The sequence below is a fragment of the Bradyrhizobium sp. AUGA SZCCT0283 genome, assembly GCF_018130385.1.
Classification (GTDB): Bacteria; Pseudomonadota; Alphaproteobacteria; order Rhizobiales; family Xanthobacteraceae; genus Bradyrhizobium.
The window spans coordinates 23,083-44,412 of record NZ_JAFCLU010000036.1 but is presented as its reverse complement, the minus strand read 5'-3'; the positions used below and the strand labels follow the sequence as shown (position 1 = coordinate 44,412).

Annotated in this window: 22 protein-coding genes; 19 read left to right on the top strand and 3 right to left on the bottom strand. The window is 62.2% G+C overall.

What is annotated here, in order from left to right:
- Positions 1–5: 5 nt before the first annotated feature.
- Complete coding sequence (locus JQ624_RS32205) at positions 6–470, bottom strand: hypothetical protein (RefSeq protein ID WP_212422926.1); 465 nt, start codon at positions 468–470, stop codon at positions 6–8.
- A 111-nt stretch (positions 471–581) separates the two neighbouring features.
- Here JQ624_RS32205 and JQ624_RS32200 point away from each other — a divergent pair, with 111 nt between their 5' ends.
- From JQ624_RS32200 to JQ624_RS32160, 9 genes are all read left to right on the top strand, one after another.
- A complete protein-coding gene (locus tag JQ624_RS32200; RefSeq protein WP_212422925.1) occupies positions 582–743 on the top strand; it encodes a hypothetical protein in 162 nt (53 codons plus the stop codon).
- 61 nt (positions 744–804) lie between these two features.
- Entirely contained in the window at positions 805–1,380 is a 576-nt protein-coding gene (locus tag JQ624_RS32195) for a hypothetical protein (protein WP_212422924.1), read from the top strand.
- A 4-nt stretch (positions 1,381–1,384) separates the two neighbouring features.
- Positions 1,385–3,106, top strand: a complete 1,722-nt coding sequence (locus tag JQ624_RS32190; RefSeq protein ID WP_212422923.1) for a cbb3-type cytochrome c oxidase subunit I — start codon at positions 1,385–1,387, stop codon at positions 3,104–3,106.
- 29 nt (positions 3,107–3,135) lie between these two features.
- Positions 3,136–4,008: a heme o synthase gene (gene cyoE, locus JQ624_RS32185; RefSeq protein ID WP_212422922.1), complete on the top strand. Its 873-nt coding sequence runs from the start codon at positions 3,136–3,138 to the stop codon at positions 4,006–4,008.
- The gene (locus JQ624_RS32180; RefSeq protein WP_212422921.1) at positions 4,005–4,808 is read left to right on the top strand and encodes an SCO family protein; all 804 of its coding nucleotides are present in this window, start codon (positions 4,005–4,007) and stop codon (positions 4,806–4,808) included. The genes cyoE and JQ624_RS32180 overlap by 4 nt, the downstream gene beginning before the upstream one ends.
- 31 nt (positions 4,809–4,839) lie before the next feature.
- On the top strand, positions 4,840–6,435 hold the full coding sequence (locus tag JQ624_RS32175; RefSeq protein ID WP_212422920.1) for a cytochrome b N-terminal domain-containing protein: 1,596 nt from the start codon (positions 4,840–4,842) through the stop codon (positions 6,433–6,435).
- Positions 6,432–6,935, top strand: a complete 504-nt coding sequence (locus tag JQ624_RS32170; protein WP_212422919.1) for a hypothetical protein — start codon at positions 6,432–6,434, stop codon at positions 6,933–6,935. Before JQ624_RS32175 ends, JQ624_RS32170 begins: the two co-directional genes overlap by 4 nt.
- 10 nt (positions 6,936–6,945) lie before the next feature.
- The gene (locus JQ624_RS32165) at positions 6,946–7,350 is read left to right on the top strand and encodes a bacteriohemerythrin (protein WP_212422918.1); all 405 of its coding nucleotides are present in this window, start codon (positions 6,946–6,948) and stop codon (positions 7,348–7,350) included.
- Positions 7,351–7,417: 67 nt separating this feature from the next.
- Positions 7,418–7,804, top strand: a complete 387-nt coding sequence (locus tag JQ624_RS32160; RefSeq protein ID WP_212422917.1) for a cytochrome c family protein — start codon at positions 7,418–7,420, stop codon at positions 7,802–7,804.
- A 27-nt stretch (positions 7,805–7,831) separates the two neighbouring features.
- Here the strand turns inward: JQ624_RS32160 and JQ624_RS32155 are convergent, their stop codons facing one another.
- Positions 7,832–8,821, bottom strand: a complete 990-nt coding sequence (locus JQ624_RS32155; protein ID WP_212422916.1) for an FAD:protein FMN transferase — start codon at positions 8,819–8,821, stop codon at positions 7,832–7,834.
- Complete coding sequence (locus JQ624_RS39580) at positions 8,811–10,931, bottom strand: NosR/NirI family protein (protein WP_212422915.1); 2,121 nt, start codon at positions 10,929–10,931, stop codon at positions 8,811–8,813. The genes JQ624_RS32155 and JQ624_RS39580 overlap by 11 nt, the downstream gene beginning before the upstream one ends.
- A 161-nt stretch (positions 10,932–11,092) precedes the next feature.
- Here JQ624_RS39580 and JQ624_RS32145 point away from each other — a divergent pair, with 161 nt between their 5' ends.
- From JQ624_RS32145 to JQ624_RS32100, 10 genes are all read left to right on the top strand, one after another.
- Positions 11,093–12,877, top strand: a complete 1,785-nt coding sequence (locus JQ624_RS32145) for a nitrite reductase (RefSeq protein ID WP_283816985.1) — start codon at positions 11,093–11,095, stop codon at positions 12,875–12,877.
- A 96-nt stretch (positions 12,878–12,973) separates the two neighbouring features.
- Positions 12,974–13,753: a uroporphyrinogen-III C-methyltransferase gene (cobA, locus tag JQ624_RS32140; RefSeq protein WP_212422914.1), complete on the top strand. Its 780-nt coding sequence runs from the start codon at positions 12,974–12,976 to the stop codon at positions 13,751–13,753.
- 22 nt (positions 13,754–13,775) lie between these two features.
- Entirely contained in the window at positions 13,776–14,054 is a 279-nt protein-coding gene (locus JQ624_RS32135) for a cytochrome c (RefSeq protein ID WP_249130235.1), read from the top strand.
- Positions 14,051–15,229 (top strand): cytochrome D1 domain-containing protein, encoded by a 1,179-nt coding sequence (locus JQ624_RS32130; RefSeq protein ID WP_249130234.1) that lies wholly within the window; start codon positions 14,051–14,053, stop codon positions 15,227–15,229. The genes JQ624_RS32135 and JQ624_RS32130 overlap by 4 nt, the downstream gene beginning before the upstream one ends.
- The gene (locus tag JQ624_RS32125; RefSeq protein WP_212422912.1) at positions 15,226–16,215 is read left to right on the top strand and encodes an Lrp/AsnC family transcriptional regulator; all 990 of its coding nucleotides are present in this window, start codon (positions 15,226–15,228) and stop codon (positions 16,213–16,215) included. The genes JQ624_RS32130 and JQ624_RS32125 overlap by 4 nt, the downstream gene beginning before the upstream one ends.
- The gene (locus JQ624_RS32120) at positions 16,215–16,667 is read left to right on the top strand and encodes an Lrp/AsnC family transcriptional regulator (protein ID WP_212422911.1); all 453 of its coding nucleotides are present in this window, start codon (positions 16,215–16,217) and stop codon (positions 16,665–16,667) included. Before JQ624_RS32125 ends, JQ624_RS32120 begins: the two co-directional genes overlap by 1 nt.
- A 2-nt stretch (positions 16,668–16,669) precedes the next feature.
- The gene (locus tag JQ624_RS32115) at positions 16,670–17,146 is read left to right on the top strand and encodes an AsnC family transcriptional regulator (protein WP_212422910.1); all 477 of its coding nucleotides are present in this window, start codon (positions 16,670–16,672) and stop codon (positions 17,144–17,146) included.
- A gap of 28 nt (positions 17,147–17,174) precedes the next feature.
- Entirely contained in the window at positions 17,175–18,383 is a 1,209-nt protein-coding gene (gene nirJ / locus JQ624_RS32110; RefSeq protein WP_212422909.1) for a heme d1 biosynthesis radical SAM protein NirJ, read from the top strand.
- Positions 18,361–19,926, top strand: a complete 1,566-nt coding sequence (locus tag JQ624_RS32105) for a cytochrome D1 domain-containing protein (RefSeq protein ID WP_212422908.1) — start codon at positions 18,361–18,363, stop codon at positions 19,924–19,926. Before nirJ ends, JQ624_RS32105 begins: the two co-directional genes overlap by 23 nt.
- Positions 19,887–20,696 carry a CbiX/SirB N-terminal domain-containing protein gene (locus JQ624_RS32100; protein ID WP_212422907.1) on the top strand — a complete coding sequence of 270 codons (810 nt, stop codon included), beginning with the start codon at positions 19,887–19,889 and terminating at the stop codon, positions 20,694–20,696. The genes JQ624_RS32105 and JQ624_RS32100 overlap by 40 nt, the downstream gene beginning before the upstream one ends.
- Positions 20,697–21,330: the final 634 nt, after the last annotated feature.

Below are 21,330 nucleotides of genomic sequence, written 5' to 3'. Positions count from 1 at the left end.
AGCGATCAGCGCAGCAATGATTTGATCATTGGCAAGACGCTGGCGCGCCACTCGGCTGCACCAAAGCGCTGTTCCACGATCTTGTGGTCGGCGACGACCAGCCACAGCGGCACGCCGTCGCTGCGCCGCAGGCTGTCGCGATAGATGCGGAGTTCATCCGGCCAGTTTTCGTCTTTCAGGACGTCGTGAAGGTGCGGTGACTTGACCTCCCGATAGGTAATTCGCGGGAATTCCGCAGATGCAAGGAACGCGGCGCCTTCGCCATTTTGCCAGGCGCGACAGGGCGCGCAATCCTCGGCGCCGACGTACAGCACCGTGACGCCTGCGTCGCGCGCGGGCTTGGCGGCATGATCTGCCCACATCATCGCCATGATCGCTGCGATCGCAACGACGATGCCCGCAGCGAAGATCGCTCGACGAAAGCTCGCAGGACGGCGTGCCGGTCCAGCGACGAGCCGAATTTCAGACATGTCGAATTATTTCTGTTGGCGGTCCGCTCGTCCTTGACCGCGGTCAAGGATGCGACGGGTGCGCGCCAGATAAATTTGAATCCTTTACTGGAAGGTCCGAGGGGTACCGCCATGCCGCCTACCGAACAGCTTCCGAGTTCCGAGCGCATGCCGATGATGCAGCGGATTCTCGACAATCCATTCCTGCTTCTGTTCCTCGGCGTAACGCTTCCGACGGTTCTCTATCTGATCTGGGGCGTAATGGAAATCGCCTCGGTCCCCTTGGCGAAATGAAGACTGCAAGTTGCACCCACCCGCGCTGAGGCGTGAATCCTTTTGAGAAGGGGAGATCGACATGGCCGTCACACCGCCCGAACAACGAATTTGGTGGAACGAGCCTATCGAGAGGGTCGAGCTGGTCTGGGTCATAATTGCCTTTCTGTGGGGCCTGTTCATGTTCGGATTCATGATCGCGTGGCACTTCATCGGTCAGCAAAATCTCAGCAAGGAAGCCTACCGCATCGCGCCGTCGGCCTATGAAGCGAAGGTCGACGAGTTCGCCAAGAAATTCCAGGTGCGCGAGGAGCAGGGCATACCGGTGGTCAAGCCCCAGGCGGGAACCGATGTCTATCTGCTCGGCCGGCTGTGGCAATGGTGGCCGATTCTCGAGCTGGAGAAGGGTGTCAGCTACCGGATCCATCTTTCATCGATCGACTGGCTGCACGGCTTCTCGCTGCAACCCGTCAATATCAACATTCAGGTTCATCCGGGTTACGAGCACGTGATTTCGCTGACCCCGACCCAGAGCGGCGAGTTCGGTATCATCTGCAACGAATTTTGCGGGATCGGACATCACACCATGACCGGAAAGATTTACGTCACGGAACAGAAACGGGCGGAGGCCGAAGCGCGCCTCCCCGGCGGGAGGTAGGCTCATGACCGCAGAAACCGTCATTGGTGCCGTGCCTGCGCAGGCGGAGTTTCGTGCCTGCCAGTATACCGGCCTGAAAGTCGATACCGCGGCGCAGGCGCTGATCAAGGCAAATGCGGTGGCTGCGGTGGTGTTTCTCGCCATCGGCGGCCTGATGGGCCTGTTGGTCGCGCTGACACGCTGGCCGGCGGTGCATCTGCTTCCGGCCGACTGGTTTTATCTGATCCTGACCGGGCACGGCGCCAACGTGCTGTTGTTCTGGATCATCTTCTTCGAAATCGCCGTGCTCTATTTCGCTTCCGCGATCCTGCTCAATTCGCGGATTGCGGCGCCAAAGCTCGCCTGGGTCGGCTTCGTGATGATGGTCGTCGGCGCGATCGCGACCAATGTCGCCGTGCTCCAGGGCGATTCCAGCGTGATGTTCACCTCGTATCCGCCGATGAAGGCCCAGCCGCACTTCTATCTCGGTCTCATTCTGTTCGCGGTCGGCGCCCTGATCGGCTGCGCGATCTTCTTCGCGACGCTCGCGATCGCGAAAGAAGAAAGGACCTACGATGGATCGATTCCACTGGTGACCTTCGGCGCGCTGACCGCCGCGATCATCGCGGTGTTCACGATCGCCTCGGGCGCCATCATCCTGATCCCGACCTGGCTGTGGTCGCTCGGCCTGATCTCCGACATAGATCCCTTGATGTACAGGGTGGTGTGGTGGGCGATGGGCCATTCCTCGCAGCAGATCAACGTTTCGGCGCATGTATCGCTCTGGTATCTGACTGCAGCACTTCTGGTCGGCGCCAAGCCCTTGAGCGAAAAGGTGAGCCGCACAGCTTTCTTCATGTACATTCTCTTTTTGCAGCTCGCTTCCGCGCACCATTTGCTTGCCGACCCGGCACTGGATGCGAGCTGGAAGATCGTCAATACCAGCTACATGATGTATCTGGCGGTACTCGGCTCGATGGTTCATGGATTGACCGTGCCGGGCGCGATCGAAGCGGCGCAGCGGAGGAACGGCTTCAATCGCGGCGTGTTTGAATGGCTGCGCAAGGCGCCGTGGGGTCATCCGGCTTTCGCCGGCATGTTCCTCTCGCTTGTTTTCTTCGGCTTCATCGGCGGCATTTCCGGCGTCGTGCTGGGCACCGAACAGCTCAACGTGCTGATGCACAATACGATCTACGTGCCGGGACACTTTCACGGCACCGTGGTGGCCGGGACGACGCTCGCCTTCATGGGCGCGACCTACCTCGTATTGCCCCTGGTGTTCGAACGCGAAATCCTCTGGCCGAAACTTGCCAAGATGCAGCCCTATCTGTTCGGGATCGGCGCCGCCGGCATCTCGCTGTTCATGATGGGGGCGGGCACGCTCGGTGTCCCCCGCCGGCACTGGGATATCACCTTCAGCGACGCCAGTCTGGGATTCGCCCATTCTGCGGGCGCGTTCTTGATGATGGGCCTCAACGGCATCTTCGCGATCATCGCGGCGATCGGCGGCATCATCTTCATACTGGTTGTCGTGGGAACGGTATTCTTTGGCGAGAAGATCACAGCCGGTCACAAATTGACATTCCCGCTGCACGCCGGTGGCGGCGCAGTGGCTTCGCACTATGGCAGCGAGAAGGCGCCAAAGCTTCCGGGCACAGTGATTCTGGTCGCGATCTTCTTTGTCTGCTTCGTCCTCTATTACTTCATCAACTGGAAATATTTGTCGGAACTCTGGCTGTTTCGTTGACTGCCGTCGATCCACAGGGAGGAAACCACATGCGCGCCGCGGTCGGGATGACCATCTCGCTCCTGAAGCTCAGGATCGGCGTCGCGATTGCGGCGAGTGCGCTCGCCGGCATCGCGGTCGCGAGCGGGCCGGGGTTGGCGTGGTGGCAGATCGTGGGCCTCGCGCTGGCGATCCTGGGCGCGTCGGGCGCGGCAGGCGCCTTCAACCACTATTATGAGCGTGACGTCGACCGGCTGATGCGGCGCACCCGCGCGCGCCCGTTCGCGAGCGGAACGTTCAAGCCAAGCCCGTGGTGGCTGGTCGGATTCCTCGGACTGCTCGCGGCATCGCTCGGGCTTGCCTCGGTCACCGCAGGCAACGTTGCGGCGGCCTATGTCTTCCTCGGCGCCTTCACCTACGGCATCGTCTATACGGTCTGGCTGAAGCGCCGCAGCACCTGGAACATCGTGGTCGGCGGCCTTGCCGGAAGTTTCGCGGTGCTGGCCGGAGCGGCGGCTGTCGATCCGTCGCCGCAGGTAATCCCGACCGTGCTGGCGGTTGCACTGTTCCTGTGGACGCCGCCGCATTTCTGGAGCCTCGCGGCGGCCAAGGGACAGGACTACGCCAAGGCCGGCATCCCGATGTTGCCGGTGGTGGTCCCGGCCTATGCATGGACATTGGCGATCCTCGTCCACGCGGTGGCGCTTGCCGTGGTCTCGCTGGTGCCGCTGTGGTTCGGCGAAGGGCTGCTCTACGGGCTCGGTGCCGGAATCGGCGGCGGCTATTTCGTCTGGAAGAGCGTGAAGCTGTATCGCGCCCCTTCCAAGCAGAACGCGATGGCGAATTTTCTCGCTTCGCTGGTGCAACTAGCGCTCTTGATCGCCGGCGCGCTGCTCGCCAGCGTCGTCAGGCATTGGTTATGACCACGGGGCGCGTTGCGGCATGCGCGGTGACCGCGCTCGCTTGTTTGTTCGCTGCGCCGGTTTTCGCCGCGCCGGCGTCGCCGCAGCTCGATCCCGCGGCAACGATCGCCAAGGGAACGCAGGCGCTTGGACACGCCATCGGCGGCCATACGTTGGTCGACATGAATGGAGCGTCATTGGCGTTGCGCGACTACCGCGGCAAGCCGCTGGTGATCAGCTTGGTCTACACCGCCTGCAGTTCGGTTTGCCCGCCGACCACCCAGCATGTCATCGACGCCGTGAACGAGGCGGGACGGATGATCGGACTGGACCGCTTCAACGTGCTCACGGTTGGCTTCGACGCGCGCAACGATACGCCAGCGCGGCTGACCCAGTTCGCATCGACCCAGGGCATCAGATCGCCGAACTGGCGGGTGGCCAGCGCTGATGCAGCGACCATCGAAGCGCTGCTGGGCGACCTCGGCTTCAGTTATCGCGCCGTGGCCGGCGGCTTCGATCATTTGACGCAGACCACGATCGTTGACCGCGAGGGCAAGGTATACCGCCACGTCTATGGCGAGGATTTTCCACTTCAGATGTTCATGGAGCCGCTGAAGGACGTCGTATACGGCACCACGACCTCGTTTTCGTTCCGCGGAATTGTGGACCGCATCAAGTTCATCTGCACCGCCTACGATCCCGGCGCCGGCCGCTACCGTATCGATTTCGGGCTGGTATTCGGCGGCGTGATCGCGGCTTTCTCTCTCCTCGTCATGGGCGGCCTCATTCTGCGGGAATGGTTTCGCTCGGCGCACGCATGAGCGGCCGGGGCCGAATGAAACGGAGAGCAATGTGATCGGCGCCATCCGCAGCGGGCTTCGGGCAGGATTTTCGCTGATCGAGCGGCCGTTCGAGCGCCTGTTCACGCCGCAGCTAAATCCGCTGGCGCAGCTCGGCGCGCTCGGGTTCTTCTTCTTCTGGATCGTTGCGGTGAGCGGGACCTACCTGTTCATCTTCTTCGACACCGGCATCGAGCGGGCCTATCAATCGGTCGAACATCTGACCCGGGATTACTGGTTCCATGCCGGGGTCATGCGCAGCTTTCACCGCTATGCGTCGGACCTGATGGTGGTGATGGTGGTGGTCCACCTGCTGCGCGAATTCTCCCTCGATCATTATCGCGGCGTTCGCTGGTTCTCCTGGATTACCGGCCTGCCGATTATCTGGCTGCTCTACGCCTCGGGGATTACCGGCTACTGGCTGGTCTGGGACAAGCTTGCCCAGTATGTCGCGATCGTCTCGTCGGAGCTTCTGGATTGGCTGCCGATTTTCGGGGAGCCGATTGCGCGCAATTTCATTTCCACCGGCACGCTCACCAGCCGCTTCTTCTCGCTGATGGTGTTCATGCATGTGGCGGTGCCGTTGTTCCTGCTCTTCATCATGTGGATACATATCCTCCGCATCTCGCGGCCGAAGATGAATCCGCCGCGGACGCTCGCGCTGTTGTCGCTGGCGGCATTGCTCGCGGTATCGATCTGGAAACCGGCGCTGTCGCAGGGCCACGCCGATCTGGCGAAGGTGCCGGCCGAAGTCGGTCTCGACTGGTTCTATCTGCCGCTCTATCCGCTGACCAACATCTGGGGCAACGGCGCGGTCTGGGCCTTTCTCGGCGCGTTCTCGCTGATGATCGCACTGATGCCATGGCTGCCGCCATTGCGGCGGGCGAAGGCGGCGCGGATCGATCTGGCGCACTGCAATGGCTGCGCGCGATGTGCCGAGGATTGCCCTTACGAGGCCATTCGCATGGTGCGTCGCACCGACGACCTCCCGTTTCCGACCCAGGCGGAGGTCAATCCGTCGCTCTGCGTGTCCTGCGGCATCTGTGTCGGCGCTTGCCCTTCTTCGACGCCGTTCCGCCGCTCGGAGGATCTCAAGACCGGTATAGATCTGCCTGACTACTCGCTGAAGGAATTGCGCGAGCGGGTCATCGCCGCCGCCGGAACGCTGACGAAGCCGGGCCGCGTGCTAGTGCTCGCCTGCGAACACGGCGCCGCCGGCGGGCGTCTCGATGGAACGGTCGTCATGCCCTGTGTCGCGATGATGCCGCCGTCGCTGATCGACTTCGTCCTCAGCCGCGACCTCGCCGACGGCGTGGCGGTGGCGGGCTGCGCGGAAAGCGCCTGTTACAACCGCCTCGGCATTCAATGGACGGAGCAGCGTTTTGCCGGGCAGCGCGATCCCTATTTGCGCAAGCGGGTTCCGCGCGACCGGATTGCCACGATCTGGGCTTCCGCGCTCGAGGTGACCAAAGCCCAATCCGCGATTGCATCATTCGCGGCCACCATCGCCGGCCTGCCGCCGCTGCGGCTGCGTTCGCCGCTGCCGGTGAGTTCCCTCTCCAGGCCCGGCAAGGATCGTGAGCCCGCCGAAGTGAAGGGGGATTCATGACGAGGGGGCTGCGGTTGGCAGGTCAGTTCGTGGTCATTGCAGCGCTGTTCGCCGGTGTGGCGTGGCTGTCCGATCGGCCGGTCTACCGGCAAATCCCCGAGGGGGCCGGCATGATGATGCTGACTTTCGTGCATGGCGCAGACCGCAAGGGGGAATGCCGCAGGCTGTCCCCCGAGGAAATCGCCAAGCTGGCGCCGAACATGCGCCGGGTGCAGGATTGCCCGCGGGTACGCCGGTCCCTCTATGTCGAACTCGATATCGATGGCCGCAAGATCTATGCTGCGGACCTTGCGCCGACCGGGATTGCGGGCGATGGCCCGTCGCGGGTCTATCAGCGTTTCGTGATGCCGGCCGGGAAATACGATGTCGCGGTGCGCATGCGCGACACCGCGCGGGCCGATGGCTTCGATCACGAGCGCCGTGGCACGATCGACTTCGCGCCTAGCCAGATGTTCGTCATCGATTACCGGCCGGAGAGCGGCGAGTTCATCTTTCGCTGAGGGTAACATCATGGGCCTGCTGCATTGGGAGAGCCGCTACAGCGTCGGGATCGCCGCCGTCGATCACGAGCACCGGGAACTCATCGAACTCATCAATCGTCTTTACGACAAGGCAACGTCGGAAGGATCGAAGGACGCCGTTGTCGATTTCTTCGGCGATCTGTTTAAGGCGATCTCGGCGCATTTTGCGCTCGAGGAGCGTTTCATGCGCGAACGCAGCTACGACCAGTTGGTTCAGCACAAGAACGATCATGAGCGTCTGCTGGACGAGATACGTGACATCATGGAGGATTTTGAAGCCAGTGCCGGGTTCGATGAACGTTTGCTTGCGCAACGGCTCGATGCGTGGTTCTCCCGGCATTTCGAGACCCATGACGCGAGGCTGCACAGCGCGCTCGGGACGCATCCCGAGTGAGAAACGGGTTTTCCGGACTCCGGTTAATCAAAACCGGATAGGTGACATCCAGCAAAAGGAGACGGTAATGTTGAAGAAGCTTATGATTGCGATGGCGGTCTTGGTCGTATCGGCGGGCGTTGCTGGCGCACAGGACGTGACCGCCGGTGCAACCGCGTTCAAGAAGTGCGTCTCCTGTCATGATGTCGGACCCACGGCGAAGAACAAGGTCGGCCCGGTATTGAACGGTATCGATGCTCGCAAATCCGGAACGGTGGCCGGGTACAACTATTCCGATGCCAACAAGGGCTCCGGCATCACCTGGAACGAGGAAGCCTTCCTCGATTACATCAAGGATCCCAAGGCCAAGATCCCGAACACTAAGATGGTGTTCGCCGGCATCAAGAACGAGGCCGAGGCAAAGAATCTCTGGGCCTACCTCAAGCAGTACGACGGCGACGGCAAGACCAAGTAACCGGCGTGTCACTGCGGTGGATAGATTTCAGCCGACGGTCCCCCCGACCGGCGGCGAAATCCATCGCCGTTCGCATTGGTCGTGGTCGGTAGCCCATATCACCGTTCCTGCAAATCGAGGCAGCAGAGCTTCGATTTCCTCCGATGAAGCGACATAGAAGGCTGTCGACAGCGCATCGGCGACCGCTGCCGAACGATGATGCACCGTGATTTGTTTCCAGTGTGTGGCGCTGCGGCCGTTGCGCGGGTCGAACAGATGATGCGCCGCGCCGGATGCGCCGAGTACGCAGCCTGAGCCTTCCGATGTTGCAAGCGCGCCGTCGGTCAGTGCGAACGGCGCGGCATTGGTGCGGGCGACCAGCCATGGCGCGCCGTCCTGGCGTGCACCGATCGCGCGCTGCTCGCCGAGATCGACGAAAACATGCCGCAAGCCGCGTGAATACAGCAGGTCCGCGATCCGGTCGGTGACATACCCCTGGCCGAGGCCGTTGAGCGTGAGGCGCTGATCTGCTCCGGTACGGATCGTGTCTGGCTCGAGCAGAATTCGGCGCCAGTTGACTGCCGCACGCGCCCTGTCAATGACCCCCTCGGGGGGAAGACCGGCATCGGGTGCCACGGCAAACCAATCCACATGAGCTTCCCACAACGCCTGCACGCTGGGGTCGAACAGGCCGCCGCTGCGGTCGGCGATATCAAGCGCGAGCGCCAGCGCGCGGCGCAGGTCGCCGCTCGGTGAATGCAGCACCTTGTCCCGGTTCAGGCGCCGCAATTCTGAACTGTCGCGGAACAGACTCAAGGCATCTTCGAGACGATCGATTTCCGCGGCAGCGGCGGCAATGCGGCTTCGGGCGGTCTGTGGATCAATCCCGTTGAGCAGGATGGTGGCGTCTGCCCCCATCGCTGTGCCGTTCCAGGCGTAGTCGGCCTCAAGGGGTCGAGCAGGGCCGGTCACGGCGCTGGCTGCAGCCGCTGCGAAAATCGTGATGACGCGGCGTCGCGTCGGAGCGTCAGGTCGCATCGCCGGCTCCTGTCGATCGCACATTGGCGCTGTTCGGAACTGGCGCAGTCACCAGCGGTTGGCGCCGCGCCGTGCGCCGCTTCAGATGCATGCAGACGTCATGATCGAAGTAGTTTGCTTGGCATTTCAGGCAGTAGATGCACTCGTTGGGGTTGATCTGCCCGAGCGGATGAATCGCCTGAACGGTGCAGGTTCGCGCACAGACATGACATTCGGCGCCGCATTCGCGGTAACGCTTGAGCCACTCGAACATGCGCATGCGCGCCGGGATCGCCAGCGCTGCGCCGAGCGGACAAAGATAGCGACAGTAGAACCGTTCGATGAACAGTCCGGCCAATAGCAGGATCCCCGCATAGAGTACGAACGGCCATTCACGGAGGAATTTCATCGTGATCGCAGTCTTGAACGGCTCCACTTCGGCGAACTGGAACGCCGTGATGATCGAGCGCAGCGAAATCGCCAGGATACCGACGAAAGCCACGTATTTGATCATCCAGAGCCGCTCGTGCAGTCCGAAGGGAATTTCGATCTGCCTGATGCCGAGCCGCCGCGCGAGCTGGTTGGTTAGTTCCTGCAAAGTCCCGAACGGGCAAAGCCAGCCGCAAAATACGCCGCGTCCCCAGAACAGTATGCTGATCGCGACGAAGCTCCAGAGCAGGAACACCATCGGGTCGAGCAGGAATAGCTCCCAGCGGAATCCCGACAACAAGGCATGAATGAAGGTTAGGACATGGACGACCGACAGCTGCGCGTTGGCGATCAGGCCAAGGAAGACGAAGGTCAGCAGCAGATAGCCCGTGCGCAAGCGGTAATAGAGGCGGCCGTGCGCGATCACCGTATCCTGGAAGATCAGGATGCCGCCGAGCAAGGCAAGCATCGCGCCAAGTACGCCGATTTCGTAACGTCGGGCCCACCAGATATCCTGCCATAGCGGCACCTGGTCAGGCGTGGACTGCGCGGCCTTGTCCGGTAGTACCGTCGCCGGCGCTACCACCGGTGCGATCAGATAGCGATCGGGTATGCGGTAATCCAGCGACACCACCGCCGGGCCAGCCGCGGCCGCGGGAGTGCCGAGATCGAGATCGAGCCGGAACGGCCTGGTCGAATCGAAGCCGCTCGTTCGCGCGATACGAAACAGCGCGATCTCGCGCAGTTCGGGCGCGCCCGCCGCCCGCAGCGCTTCGACCGGCGTATGATCGGCCGGCTTCAGACGGATCGTCCGGCCGCCCTGAATGATTTCGATGCGATTGAACGAATCGGATCGGCGCCATTCGGCACCCTTGAAAGAATAGAGGCCGGTCGCGCCGATCAGGACGAGATCGTCGTCGGGGCCGATCTTGGCCAGTTCACTCTCGTAGATGCGCTGCCCCAACAGGCTTTCGCCGATCGGCGGCGGCGTGGCGAGCGCCAGCCAGAGATCGATGAACGGCTTGTCCGGTTCATCGTCTTTGGTGCCGAGCAGTTTCGCCGCGTCACTTCGGGAGACCAGCATCCGTTGCACCGCGCCCTCGGCGAGCAGGGACGGCCAGGAAGACCGGCGCAGGGTTTCGCGGTCGAGCCGCGCCACATTTTTCGCTGCACTGCTTCGGCTGCGCCAGATCATCCGGGCCGAGCGGACGATGGCATCGCGAATGACGGTGCTTGTAATGGTCGCGCCCGCCACGGCGTGCGGGCCGCGCGCAAGGTCATTGGTCTGCTTGAGCCCGGCGCTGGCGCGGATATCGAATCCCTTGAAGCCCGCCACATAGGCGGCGAGCGCGTCGCGCGGAATGCCGATCACAAGGATCGGCTCCTCGTGGGCCACAATCTGGGCGCCGGCAATGATGCCCTCGGGCGTGATCGCGGCGACGATATCGAGCGGGCGGCCGGCATAACCTACCGAACCGGAAACCTCGTAGGTCGAGAACGCATGGCCGAGGATGCGGCCGTCGGCGCCGCGGACGATGGCGGCGCGCGGAGTTCCCTGCGGCTGCTCAATCGTCGCGGAACTGTCCGACGAAAAAAATTGTCGGGCAATTCCAAGGTCGGCGGCTCGGGCGCCCCCGCTCGCCATCAGCACCAGCGATACGAAAATGCGCAACATCCAGCGCGTCTTAGAGAGCCTGCTCACGATGACGTTGCTTCGCATGGTTTCGGATGAGGCAGTTTTTGGCCACGGCCGCATTGAGCTATGTCAAACCGCGACAAACCGCGTCCTTAACCGCGGTCAAGGCAACGCATCCGCGGCATGGAGCATAAGGCCTGCACCGAGATTCACGCGGAGGGGATGCAATGCGACGTCACGCTTATGTGCATGCAATGCTCAAGGGCGGTATCATCGCCGCGAGTATCGTCTATTTTGGCTCGACCGTGCTTGGACAGGCGCAGCAGCAACCCGCCAAGCCAGCGCCCGCGGATCTCCAGCAGCACAAGACCACACCGGGCGGTCAGTATCAGCCGAGCCTGGATACGCTCGGCGGCAAGGCCACCGAACAGCCCGGCACCAAGCCCGGCGATCCCGTGCTCAGCAAGGCGGAGTTCGACAAGGCCAACCAGATCTATTTCGAACGTTGCGCGGGCTGTCACGGCGTGCTGCGCAAGGGCGCGACCGGCAAACCGCTGACGCCCGACCTCACCAAGAAGCTCGGCTTCGACTATCTGCGCGACTTCATCACCTACGGATCTCCCGGCGGCATGCCGAACTGGGGTACCTCCGGCGACCTTCAGGCCACTGACATCGAGCTGATGGCTCGCTATTTGCTCAATGATCCGGCGCAGCCGCCGGAATTCGGGCTCAAGGAGATCAAGGAGAGCTGGAAGGTTCTGGTACCGGTCGCGCAGCGGCCGACCAAGCAAATGAACAAGCTCGACATCGATAACCTGTTCGCGGTGACGCTGCGCGACGCAGGTGAAGTCGCTCTGATCGATGGCACGACCAAGAAGATCGAGCTCATTCTGAAGACGGGTTATGCGGTGCACATCTCGCGGATGTCGGCCTCCGGGCGGTACCTGTTCACGGTGGGTCGCGACTCCAAGATCAACCTCGTTGATCTCTGGATGGATCCGCCACAAACCGTGGCTGAACTGAAGGTCGGCACCGAGGCGCGCTCGATCGAGACCTCCAAGTTCAAGGGCTACGAGGACAAGTACGCGATCGCCGGTGCCTACTGGCCGCCGCAATATGTCATCATGGACGGCGTGACGCTGGAGCCGTTCAAGGTCGTCTCGACGCGCGGCATGACCTACGACACCCAGGAATATCACCCGGAGCCGCGCGTCGCCTCGATCGTGGCCTCGCACTACAATCCGGAATTCGTCGTCAACATCAAGGAGACCGGCCAGATATTGCTCGTCAACTTCAAGGACATCAAGAATTTGAAAGTGACGGCGATCGAAGCCGAACGCTTCCTGCATGACGGCGGTTTTGACAAGACTGGACGCTACTTCCTGGTGGCGGCGAACGCTCGGCATAAGATCGCGATCGTCGATACCAAGGAGGACAAGCTGGTCAGCGTGATCGAGTCGGGTGGCCAGACCCCGCATCCCGGACGCGGCGCCAATCTGCTGCATCCGAAATACGGTCCGGTCTGGGCGACCAGCCATCTCGGCAACGAGACGATTTCCTTCATCGGGACCGATCCGGAAAAGCACAAGGCAAACGCCTGGAAGGTCGTGCAGACGGTCGACGGCCAGGGCGGCGGGTCGCTGTTCATCAAGACGCATCCGAAGTCGGAAAACCTCTACGTCGATACGCCGCTCAATACCGATGCCGAAATCTCCTCATCGGTCGCGGTGTTCAAGATCAAGGATCTCGCCAAGGAGAAACCCGAATACAAGGTGCTTCCGATCGGCCAATGGTCCGGGATCTCGGAAGGCGCGCGCCGTGTCGTGCAGGGCGAATTCAACAAGGACGGCAACGAGGTCTGGTTCTCGGTCTGGAACAACAAGGCCCAGGAATCGGCGATCGTCGTGGTCGATGACAAAACGTTGGCCCTGAAGACAGTCATCCGCGACAAACGGCTGGTAACGCCGACTGGCAAGTTCAACGTCCATAACACGCGTAACGACGTCTATTGAGGACCTGACGACAACGAGGCGGCGCGGCAAGCAAGCTTGCCGTGCCGCCTCGACGCAAGAGCCGAAACTCAAAAGTCAAAACCGGGCGGAGCGCGCATGAGCGTTGGAAAAGTCTACCTGGTCGGGGCAGGCCCGGGCGATCCCGAACTGCTTACCTTGAAGGCGGCGCGGGTGATACGGGAGGCCGACGTGGTCGTGTACGATCGCCTGGTACCCGACAGTATTCTCGCCACGATCGGGGAAGGCGCGGCCCGGATCAATGTCGGCAAGCAGGCAAGCTTTCATCCGGTGCCGCAGGAAGAGATCAACGAAATGCTGGTGCGGCTCGGTCGCGCCGGCCGAACCGTGGTGCGGCTCAAGGGCGGCGACCCCTTCATTTTCGGGCGCGGCTCCGAGGAGGCGGCCGAACTCGAGCGCGCTGGTATTCCCTACGAGGTCATCCCCGGCATCACCGCGGCGCAAGGGTGTGCCGCGTCGGCGCGAATTCCGCTGACCCATCGTGGGCTTGCGACAGGCGTCCGCTACGTCACCGGCCATCGCAAGGCAAACGAGCCGCTGGATCTGGACTGGGCAACGTTGGCCGATTCCGAAACCACGCTCGTTGTCTACATGGGGCTGGCTAATATCGAGGAGATCGCTGGCAACCTTATCGCCAACGGATTGCCGCCGGACACCCCGGTGCTTGCGGTGTGTCAAGGCACGACCCCGCAGGAGCAGCGAATATGCGCTTGGCTCTCCGCACTTCCCGCGGTGGCCCAGGAGGCAGGCTTTGCCGGTCCCGTTCTGTTCATCATCGGTCGGGTCGCAGCGATCGCCATGCACCGCAATGAGGACGTCGATGCAAGGGACTCCCGCGCGATCTCGGTTGTGGCCTAACGCGGCGCTGGCGTTGATCGCGATGATAGCGCCTGCCACGGCCGGAGAGACCGCGCCAGATCCGGTGAAATTGGCCGATCTGGTGCGGCAGGACTGCGGCTCATGCCACGGGCTGACCCTGAAGGGGGGACTCGGAAAGCCGCTGACCGTCGATCAACTCAGGTCGTGGGATCGCGACCAACTCGTCCACATCATTCTCGACGGCATCCCGGGCACGCCGATGCCGCCATGGCGTCCGCTGCTGTCGGAGCTCGATGCGCGCTGGATCGCCGACCGGCTCAAGCAAGGAACTCTGCCATGATGGTCGTCGCGCGATGGCTTGCTGCACTGTTGGTATTGACGATTCCGGTAACCGGATTTGCCGAAGGATTGCGCGGTACCGGCAATCTCGGCTTGGTCATCGAGCGCGCGAAAGGTTCGGTGCTGATCGTCGATACCAGCGCACGGCAGACGATCGGTCGCGTCGAGGGCGTCGGCGATCTTTCGCACGCGTCGGTCGTGTTCTCGCCGGATCAGCGCTACGGCTATGTATTCGGACGCGACGGCGCACTGACCAGGATTGATCTGCTCACCGCGTCGATAGCCGGGCGTGTGGTCCAGGCGGGAAATTCGATCGGTGGCGCCATTTCCGATGACGGCGAGCTGATCGCGGTCTCGAACTACGAACCGGGCGGGGTGCGTGTATTCGACGCCAAAACGCTGGCGCTCGTCGCGGACATTCCCGCCACTGGCGCCGACGGCAAGGCTTCGAAGACTGTCGGCCTCGTCGATCTGCCGGGGCGCCGTTTTGCATTTGCGCTCTATAACGCCGGCGAGATCTGGATCGCGGATCTTTCCACGGTCGAGACCCCGGCCATCACCAGACTGACGGGCGTCGGCAAGCTGCCCTATGACGGCAACGTCACGCCCGACGGCCGGCATTACCTGGCCGGCCTGTTCGGAGAGGATGGCGTGGTACATGTCGACATGTGGCAGTCACCGCTGAAAGCCGAGCGAATCCTTGACCATTACGGGCACGGCGAGGAGCCGATGCCGGTATACAAGATGCCGCACCTCGAAGGTTGGGCGGCAATCGGTGACAGGTTGCTGCTTCCCGCGGTTGGTCGCCATGAACTGATCGCTGTGGATACGCGAAGCTTTGCCGAGGCCGGCCGCATTGCTACCCACGGTCAGCCCGTGTTCGCGGTAGCGCGCCCCGACGGCCGCCATGTTTGGGTCAATTTCGCGCACCCGCTCAATGACACGATCGACATCGTCGATACGCTGACGCTGAAAGTGATCCACCGCTTCGCGCCGGGACCTGCGGTGCTGCATATGGAATTCACGCCGCGCGGAAACGAGGTCTGGGTCTCGCTGCGCGACGCCGACCGCGTCGAAATTTACGACGCTGCGACCTTCGCGAAAAAGGGCGAGATCTCCGCGCAAAAGCCTTCCGGCATTTTCTTCACAGCGCGCGCAATGAGGATTGGACAATGAGCCCGGATCCCGTCGAACTGTCGCTGGTTGATCGCTGGCAGCATAATTTCCCGCTCGTCGATAAACCCTTCGAAGTCGTTGGCCGCTCGGCGGCGCTCAACGAACGCGAAGCCATTGGAGTTTTTCGTCGCTTGCGCGAGATCGGCGTAATCTCACGCATTGGAGCGGTGGTCCGGCCGAACACCATCGGCACAAGCACATTGGCGGCGCTGCAGGTTCCTCCCGAACGGCTGGAAGAGGTGGCGGCGATCGTCAGTCGCGAGCCGCTCGTCACACATAACTACGAGCGAACCCATGCGCTGAACCTGTGGTTCGTGATCGCCGGCGCTGATGCCAACGCGATCGCCGCGACGAACGAGAGCATCAGGCATCAGACCGGGCTGGAGGCGATCGATCTGCCGATGCTGAAGGCTTACCATCTCGGTCTCGGCTTTCCGTTGGGCACGGTGCGTCCCTCGATGCGGAAGGCCACCGATCCGTGCGGAGACTACCATCCCGATCCGCGTGATCGCCGCATCCTTGCGGCAATCCAGGACGGCTTGACATTGGTCGAGCAGCCATATCGCGCGGTCGCCGAGCAACTCGACCTCAATCAGGCCGAAATCATCGACCGGCTCGACCATCTTGCCGCGGCCGGCGTCGTCACGCGCTTTGGCTGCGTCGTGCGCCATGACAAGCTCGGCTTCAACTCCAATGCCATGGCGGTGTGGGACGTGCCGGATGACATGGTCGATTCCGTCGCGGCCAGTTTCACGCGCAATCCGCACGTCACCCTGTGCTACCGCAGGCCGCGGCACCTGCCGCTATGGCCTTACAATATCTTTTGCATGATCCACGCCAAGGCGAGGCACGAGGCCTTCGCCGTCATCGATGAAATCAATCTCTTGGCCGATACCGGCTTGAACAGGCAGGCGGTGCTGTTTTCGACGCGCCGCTTCAAGCAGCGCGGCGCGGTGTTCTCCGATGCCAGGCAAGGATTGAATTGATGCCCGTCATCAGTCCCACCGAGAAGGCGATCATCAACGGTCTGCAAGGCGGATTTCCGCTGACGCCGCGCCCGTTCCGCGATGCCGGCGCGACGCTCGGATTGAGCGAAGGCGAACTGCTCGAAGGCGTCCGCGATCTGGTCGGAACGGGGCAGTTGAGCCGCTTCGGACCGCTGTGGAACGCGGAAATGCTTGGCGGCGATGTCTGTCTCGCGGCCATCGCCGTGCCGCCGGAGCGGTTCGACGAGGTGGCGAAACTGGTCAACGCCCACCCCGAAATTTCGCAGAATTACGAGCGCAGTCACGCGCTCAACATGTGGTTCGTCGTGTCGGCCGAAGACCCGCGCCGCATCGCGCGGGTTATTTCCGAAATCGAAGCGGAAACGGGCCTTGGCGTGCATGCCATGCCGAAGATGCACGAATTCTTTGTCGGATTCCGCGTGGAGGTGTAGGGATGCTCGATGCCATCGACCGCAGGATCGTAGCGGCTACGCAAGCCGGCCTTCCCCTGGTGCGGGAGCCCTATCGGGCGATCGCCGAAAAGCTCGACCTCGATCAGGCCGAGGTCATCACCCGCCTGAAACGGTTGCTCGATGCGGGCGCGATCCGGCGGATCGGCGCGATTCCCAATCATTACGCGCTCGGCTTTACGGCCAACGGCATGTCGGTGTGGGACGTCGAGGACGAGGCGGTTGCCGGGATCGGCACCAGGATCGGCGCGCTCGACGAGGTAACCCATTGCTATGAGCGCCCGCGCCATCTGCCGCTGTGGCCGTACAACCTGTTCGCGATGGTGCACGGCCAAACGCGGGACGAGGTCAGGGACAAGGTCCAGCGCATTGCGCGATTGATTGGCCCTGCCGCGCGCTCGCACGACGTCCTGTTTTCAACCCGGATCTTGAAGAAGACCGGATTGCGCATCGCTGCGTGAACGCCAGACGCCAAGGGAGCGCCGCAAGATGTTTCGCCTTAGCCATTACCTGCACGAACTGCATGCGCCGACGCCGCTCGGCCTGGGCCATAAGCCGCCCGGCCCGGTGGTTATCTGGAACCTGATCCGGCGCTGCAACTTGACCTGCAAGCATTGCTACTCGATTTCGGGCGACGTCGACTTTCCCGGCGAGCTGTCGACGCCGGAAGTCTTCTCCGTCATGGATGACCTCAAGGCGTTTCACGTTCCAGTCCTGATCCTGTCAGGTGGCGAACCCCTGATGCGATGTGACATCTTCGAAATTTCAGAACGCGCCAAGGCCATGAAGTTCTATGTCGGGCTCTCCAGCAACGGCACCTTGGTGGACGCTCCGCTCGCCGACCGCATCCGCGGTATCGGTTACGACTATGTCGGAATTTCGCTCGACGGTATCGGCGACACCCATGACCGCTTCCGCCGCAAGGTCGGGGCCTACGACGAGGCGCTCGGCGGGCTGCGGCTGTTACGCGACCGCGGCATCAAGGTCGGCGTGCGTTTCACGATGACGGAGGACACTGCCGCGGAGCTGCCGCGGATGCTGGACCTGGTGGAGCGCGAGGGCTTTCACAAATTCTATCTGTCACATCTGGTGTATGCCGGCCGCGGCAACAAGAACCGCGGCGACGATGCGATGTGGCAGACGACGCGAGATGCCATGGACATGGTGATCGATCGCGCCTGGCGATGGGTGCAAAACGGCAGCGAGATGGAAATTGTTACCGGTAACAACGACGCCGACGCGGTCTATCTGCTGCAGTGGGCTGCACGTATCATGCCGCAGGCGGTGGAAGATTTGCGCACGCGGCTGGTGCAGTGGGGCGGCAATTCCTCCGGCGTCAACGTCGCCAATATCGACAATCTCGGCAACGTACATCCGGACACGATGTGGTGGCACTACACCCTCGGCAACGTCAAGGCGCGGCCGTTCTCGTCGATCTGGAGCGACCTGTCCGATCCGATCATGGCTGGGCTGAAGCAGAAGCCGCGCGCTATCGGCGGACGCTGCGGCCAGTGCGCCTATTTCGACGTCTGCAACGGCAACACAAGGGTGCGCGCCATGCGCATCACCGGCGATCCCTGGGCGGAGGACCCCGGTTGCTATCTCAACGATGCCGAAATCGGGCTCGCCCAGCCGGTCGAGCGCGTGATGGTCAGCGCCTACCGCGGAGCACGCCATGAAGCGCAGCTTTCGCTCTGAGTTGGCCGGCGCGCTGCTGGCCGCGATCGGATTTTGTGTTCCGGCGGCGGCGGATCCGGACGCCGTCAGGCTATTCGCTGACCACTGCGCGGCGTGTCACGGCGCTGACCGGCTCGGCGGGCAGGGGCCGGCGCTGCTGCCGGAAAATCTCGGCCGCCTGATGGGGCCGCGGGCGGCAGCCGTCATCGCTGAGGGCCGTACCGCCACGCAGATGCCGGGCTTTGGCGCCAAACTGGACAAGGACGAGATCGCCGCGCTGGCCGCCCATATCGCGAAGCCACTGCCGCAGATACCTGCCTGGGGAACTGCGAAGATTGCCGCAAGCCGCGTCATCCATGCCATGGCGCCGGCGCTCGACCGGCCGCGCTTCGAGGCCGATCCGTTGAACCTGTTCGTCGTGGTCGAGACCGGCGACCACCATGCCACCATCCTTGACGGAGACCGTTTTGAGCCCCTGGCGCGGTTTCCGACCCGCTTCGCGCTGCATGGCGGACCGAAATTTACCCCCGACGGCCGCTACGTCTTCTTCATGTCGCGCGATGGCTGGGTCAGCAAATATGATCTCTGGACCCTGACCATGCTGTCCGAGGTGCGCGCCGGCATCAATTCGCGCAATATCGCGATTTCCCGCGACGGCAAGCATATAGCCGTCGCGAATTATTTGCCGCACAGCCTCGTGATGTTGTCGACCGACGACCTGTCGGTCGAGAAAATCTTCGAGGCAAAGGACAAAAACGGAAACTCCTCACGGGTGTCGGCGGTGTACCAGGCGCCGCCGCGCGACAGCTTTATCGCAGCACTGAAGGACGTGCCGGAAATCTGGGAGATTGCAACCGACCCGAATGCGCCGCCGGTTTATCCGGGTCTCGTGCATTCGCATGAGAAGGGCATGATCGAGGCTTTGCCCTCGTCGCAGGGGCTGTTCGCGCTGCGGCGGATCGAGGTCCCTGAACCGCTCGACGACTTCTTCTTCGATCCGCCTTACCGCAATCTGGTTGGCTCCGCCCGGGAGGGCAAGGCGATCGTGGTCAATCTCACCGTAGGCCGCGATATCAAGCAGCTTTCGTTGCCAGGCCTGCCGCACTTGGGTTCGGGAATTTCCTGGACCTGGAACGGGCGACCGGTGATGGCGACCCCTCATTTGAAGGAGGGCAAGATCAGCGTGCTGGACATGCAGGACTGGTCCCTGATCAAGGTGATCGACACGCCGGGGCCGGGCTTCTTCATGCGCAGCCATGAGAATTCGCCCTATGCCTGGACCGATGCCATGATGGGTGCGAAGAAGGATACGATGTCGATCATCGACAAGCGTACCCTCGAGATCGTTCGTACCGTGACTCCTGCGCCGGGCAAGACCGCTGCGCATGTCGAATTCGACAAGAACGGGCGTTACGTGCTGGTTTCGATCTGGGAGAACGAGGGCGCCCTGGTAATTTACGATGCCGTCACCTTTGCCGAGATCAAGCGCATTCCGATGTCGCGGCCGTCAGGCAAGTATAATGTATGGAACAAGATCAACTTTTCCGACGGGACCAGTCATTGAGCGCAAAGGATAACGCCGCCGAAGTTGCACTACTGATTGCGGCCCATGGCGAACGGAGCCCGAACGCCACCAACGAAGGCGTCAAGCGGATCGCGCGCGCGGTGTCTGCCTACGGACTGGTTTCAGAAGTGGCCGTTGGCTTCATCAACGGCGTGCCGACCATCGGCGAGGCGTTCGCCGCCCTGGCAGCCCCCAGGGTCATCGTCTATCCGCTGTTCGCGTCGAGCGGTTACTTCACCCGCGACCGGCTGGTTCAATTGCTAGACGTGGCCAATGAGGAGGGCCGCGATGTCGATGTGCTGCCGCCACTCGGTCTCGATCCCCGATTTCCCGATCTGGTGCTAGACCGCGCCGCCATCGTCGCGCGCGAAGAGCGCTTTGCGCTGGACGCGTCGACCCTCATCCTACTGGCCCATGGCTCGCGGCGGAATTCGGCTTCACGCGAGGCCACCGAACAGGTTGCTCGCGCTATCGAACATCGTGCAGTCTTTCGAAGCGTCGGCATCGCCCTGCTGGAGGAGCGACCTTTCCTGGATGAGGCTATGGCACTAGTTCAAGGTCCTGCCGTCGTGGTCGGGATGTTCTCCGGCGAAGGCATGCACGGCGCCAGCGATGCTCCGAGACTGATCGCAGAACTAAACCGCAACGACATCGTCTATGCCGGCGCAATCGGCGGCGTAGTGGGGGTCGACGATCTGGTCGCGGGTTCAGTTACAGAAGCCGTCCGAAGGGTGGCTCCCGACGCTCGCGATGGACCGACAACATCATGAGGCCTGTGCCGTTCGCTTGCTGGCGCGCAGGCGACCAGCGCTCGATTTGCCCCTGCGATGAGTAAAGCGTCGTCGACCTCGATCCCAAGATATCGAACGGTGCTCTCTAGTCCGGCTGCGCGATCCAACTTCATCATGCGGCTCACGCTCTATTGAGACGCCTCCTGAACTAGGCTGACGTTGCGGCGCGCATGATCTTGTCCGCGACGCCTTTGATCACTACGGACCTCGTTGCCAAGGCTCACACCTATTTCGATTGAATGTGCATCGTACTCGGTGTTTTCATCGCTCTGACGTTGCGATGTGAATGGTGAAAGGCTCGAGCGAAAATCTACGTTGCCGGACCCGAACGCGTCGATTTTCAGAACGCAACTCAGTGAAGGTCGTCGTGTGTGTGCACTCGGGCTTTCGTGTGCGCCATGTGTGCACTGAGAATGCAGATGTGATGATTTGGCTTCTAATCGGAGGGGATATGGCTCTAGAAAGATCAACGTACGGAGGCTCGCTCGCGCCAGATTTGCCATTTTGGCGACCCAGTCAGGCGGTAATTCGCCGACATGCTGGTGCGCGAAGGGCAGAGCCGGGGCAAGCTCGGTGACCCAATTCGGTGGCGGAATTCCATATAGTTTGGTGA

Coding starts and splice junctions, on each gene's coding strand:
- JQ624_RS32205 (WP_212422926.1), bottom strand. CDS start 470: ATGTCTGAAATTCGGCTCGTCGCTGGACCGGCACGCCGTCCTGCGAGC.
- JQ624_RS32200 (WP_212422925.1), top strand. CDS start 582: ATGCCGCCTACCGAACAGCTTCCGAGTTCCGAGCGCATGCCGATGATG.
- JQ624_RS32195 (WP_212422924.1), top strand. CDS start 805: ATGGCCGTCACACCGCCCGAACAACGAATTTGGTGGAACGAGCCTATC.
- JQ624_RS32190 (WP_212422923.1), top strand. CDS start 1,385: ATGACCGCAGAAACCGTCATTGGTGCCGTGCCTGCGCAGGCGGAGTTT.
- cyoE (WP_212422922.1), top strand. CDS start 3,136: ATGCGCGCCGCGGTCGGGATGACCATCTCGCTCCTGAAGCTCAGGATC.
- JQ624_RS32180 (WP_212422921.1), top strand. CDS start 4,005: ATGACCACGGGGCGCGTTGCGGCATGCGCGGTGACCGCGCTCGCTTGT.
- JQ624_RS32170 (WP_212422919.1), top strand. CDS start 6,432: ATGACGAGGGGGCTGCGGTTGGCAGGTCAGTTCGTGGTCATTGCAGCG.
- JQ624_RS32165 (WP_212422918.1), top strand. CDS start 6,946: ATGGGCCTGCTGCATTGGGAGAGCCGCTACAGCGTCGGGATCGCCGCC.
- JQ624_RS32160 (WP_212422917.1), top strand. CDS start 7,418: ATGTTGAAGAAGCTTATGATTGCGATGGCGGTCTTGGTCGTATCGGCG.
- JQ624_RS32155 (WP_212422916.1), bottom strand. CDS start 8,821: ATGCGACCTGACGCTCCGACGCGACGCCGCGTCATCACGATTTTCGCA.
- JQ624_RS32145 (WP_283816985.1), top strand. CDS start 11,093: ATGCGACGTCACGCTTATGTGCATGCAATGCTCAAGGGCGGTATCATC.
- cobA (WP_212422914.1), top strand. CDS start 12,974: ATGAGCGTTGGAAAAGTCTACCTGGTCGGGGCAGGCCCGGGCGATCCC.
- JQ624_RS32135 (WP_249130235.1), top strand. CDS start 13,776: ATGATAGCGCCTGCCACGGCCGGAGAGACCGCGCCAGATCCGGTGAAA.
- JQ624_RS32130 (WP_249130234.1), top strand. CDS start 14,051: ATGATGGTCGTCGCGCGATGGCTTGCTGCACTGTTGGTATTGACGATT.
- JQ624_RS32125 (WP_212422912.1), top strand. CDS start 15,226: ATGAGCCCGGATCCCGTCGAACTGTCGCTGGTTGATCGCTGGCAGCAT.
- JQ624_RS32120 (WP_212422911.1), top strand. CDS start 16,215: ATGCCCGTCATCAGTCCCACCGAGAAGGCGATCATCAACGGTCTGCAA.
- JQ624_RS32115 (WP_212422910.1), top strand. CDS start 16,670: ATGCTCGATGCCATCGACCGCAGGATCGTAGCGGCTACGCAAGCCGGC.
- nirJ (WP_212422909.1), top strand. CDS start 17,175: ATGTTTCGCCTTAGCCATTACCTGCACGAACTGCATGCGCCGACGCCG.
- JQ624_RS32105 (WP_212422908.1), top strand. CDS start 18,361: ATGAAGCGCAGCTTTCGCTCTGAGTTGGCCGGCGCGCTGCTGGCCGCG.
- JQ624_RS32100 (WP_212422907.1), top strand. CDS start 19,887: ATGGAACAAGATCAACTTTTCCGACGGGACCAGTCATTGAGCGCAAAG.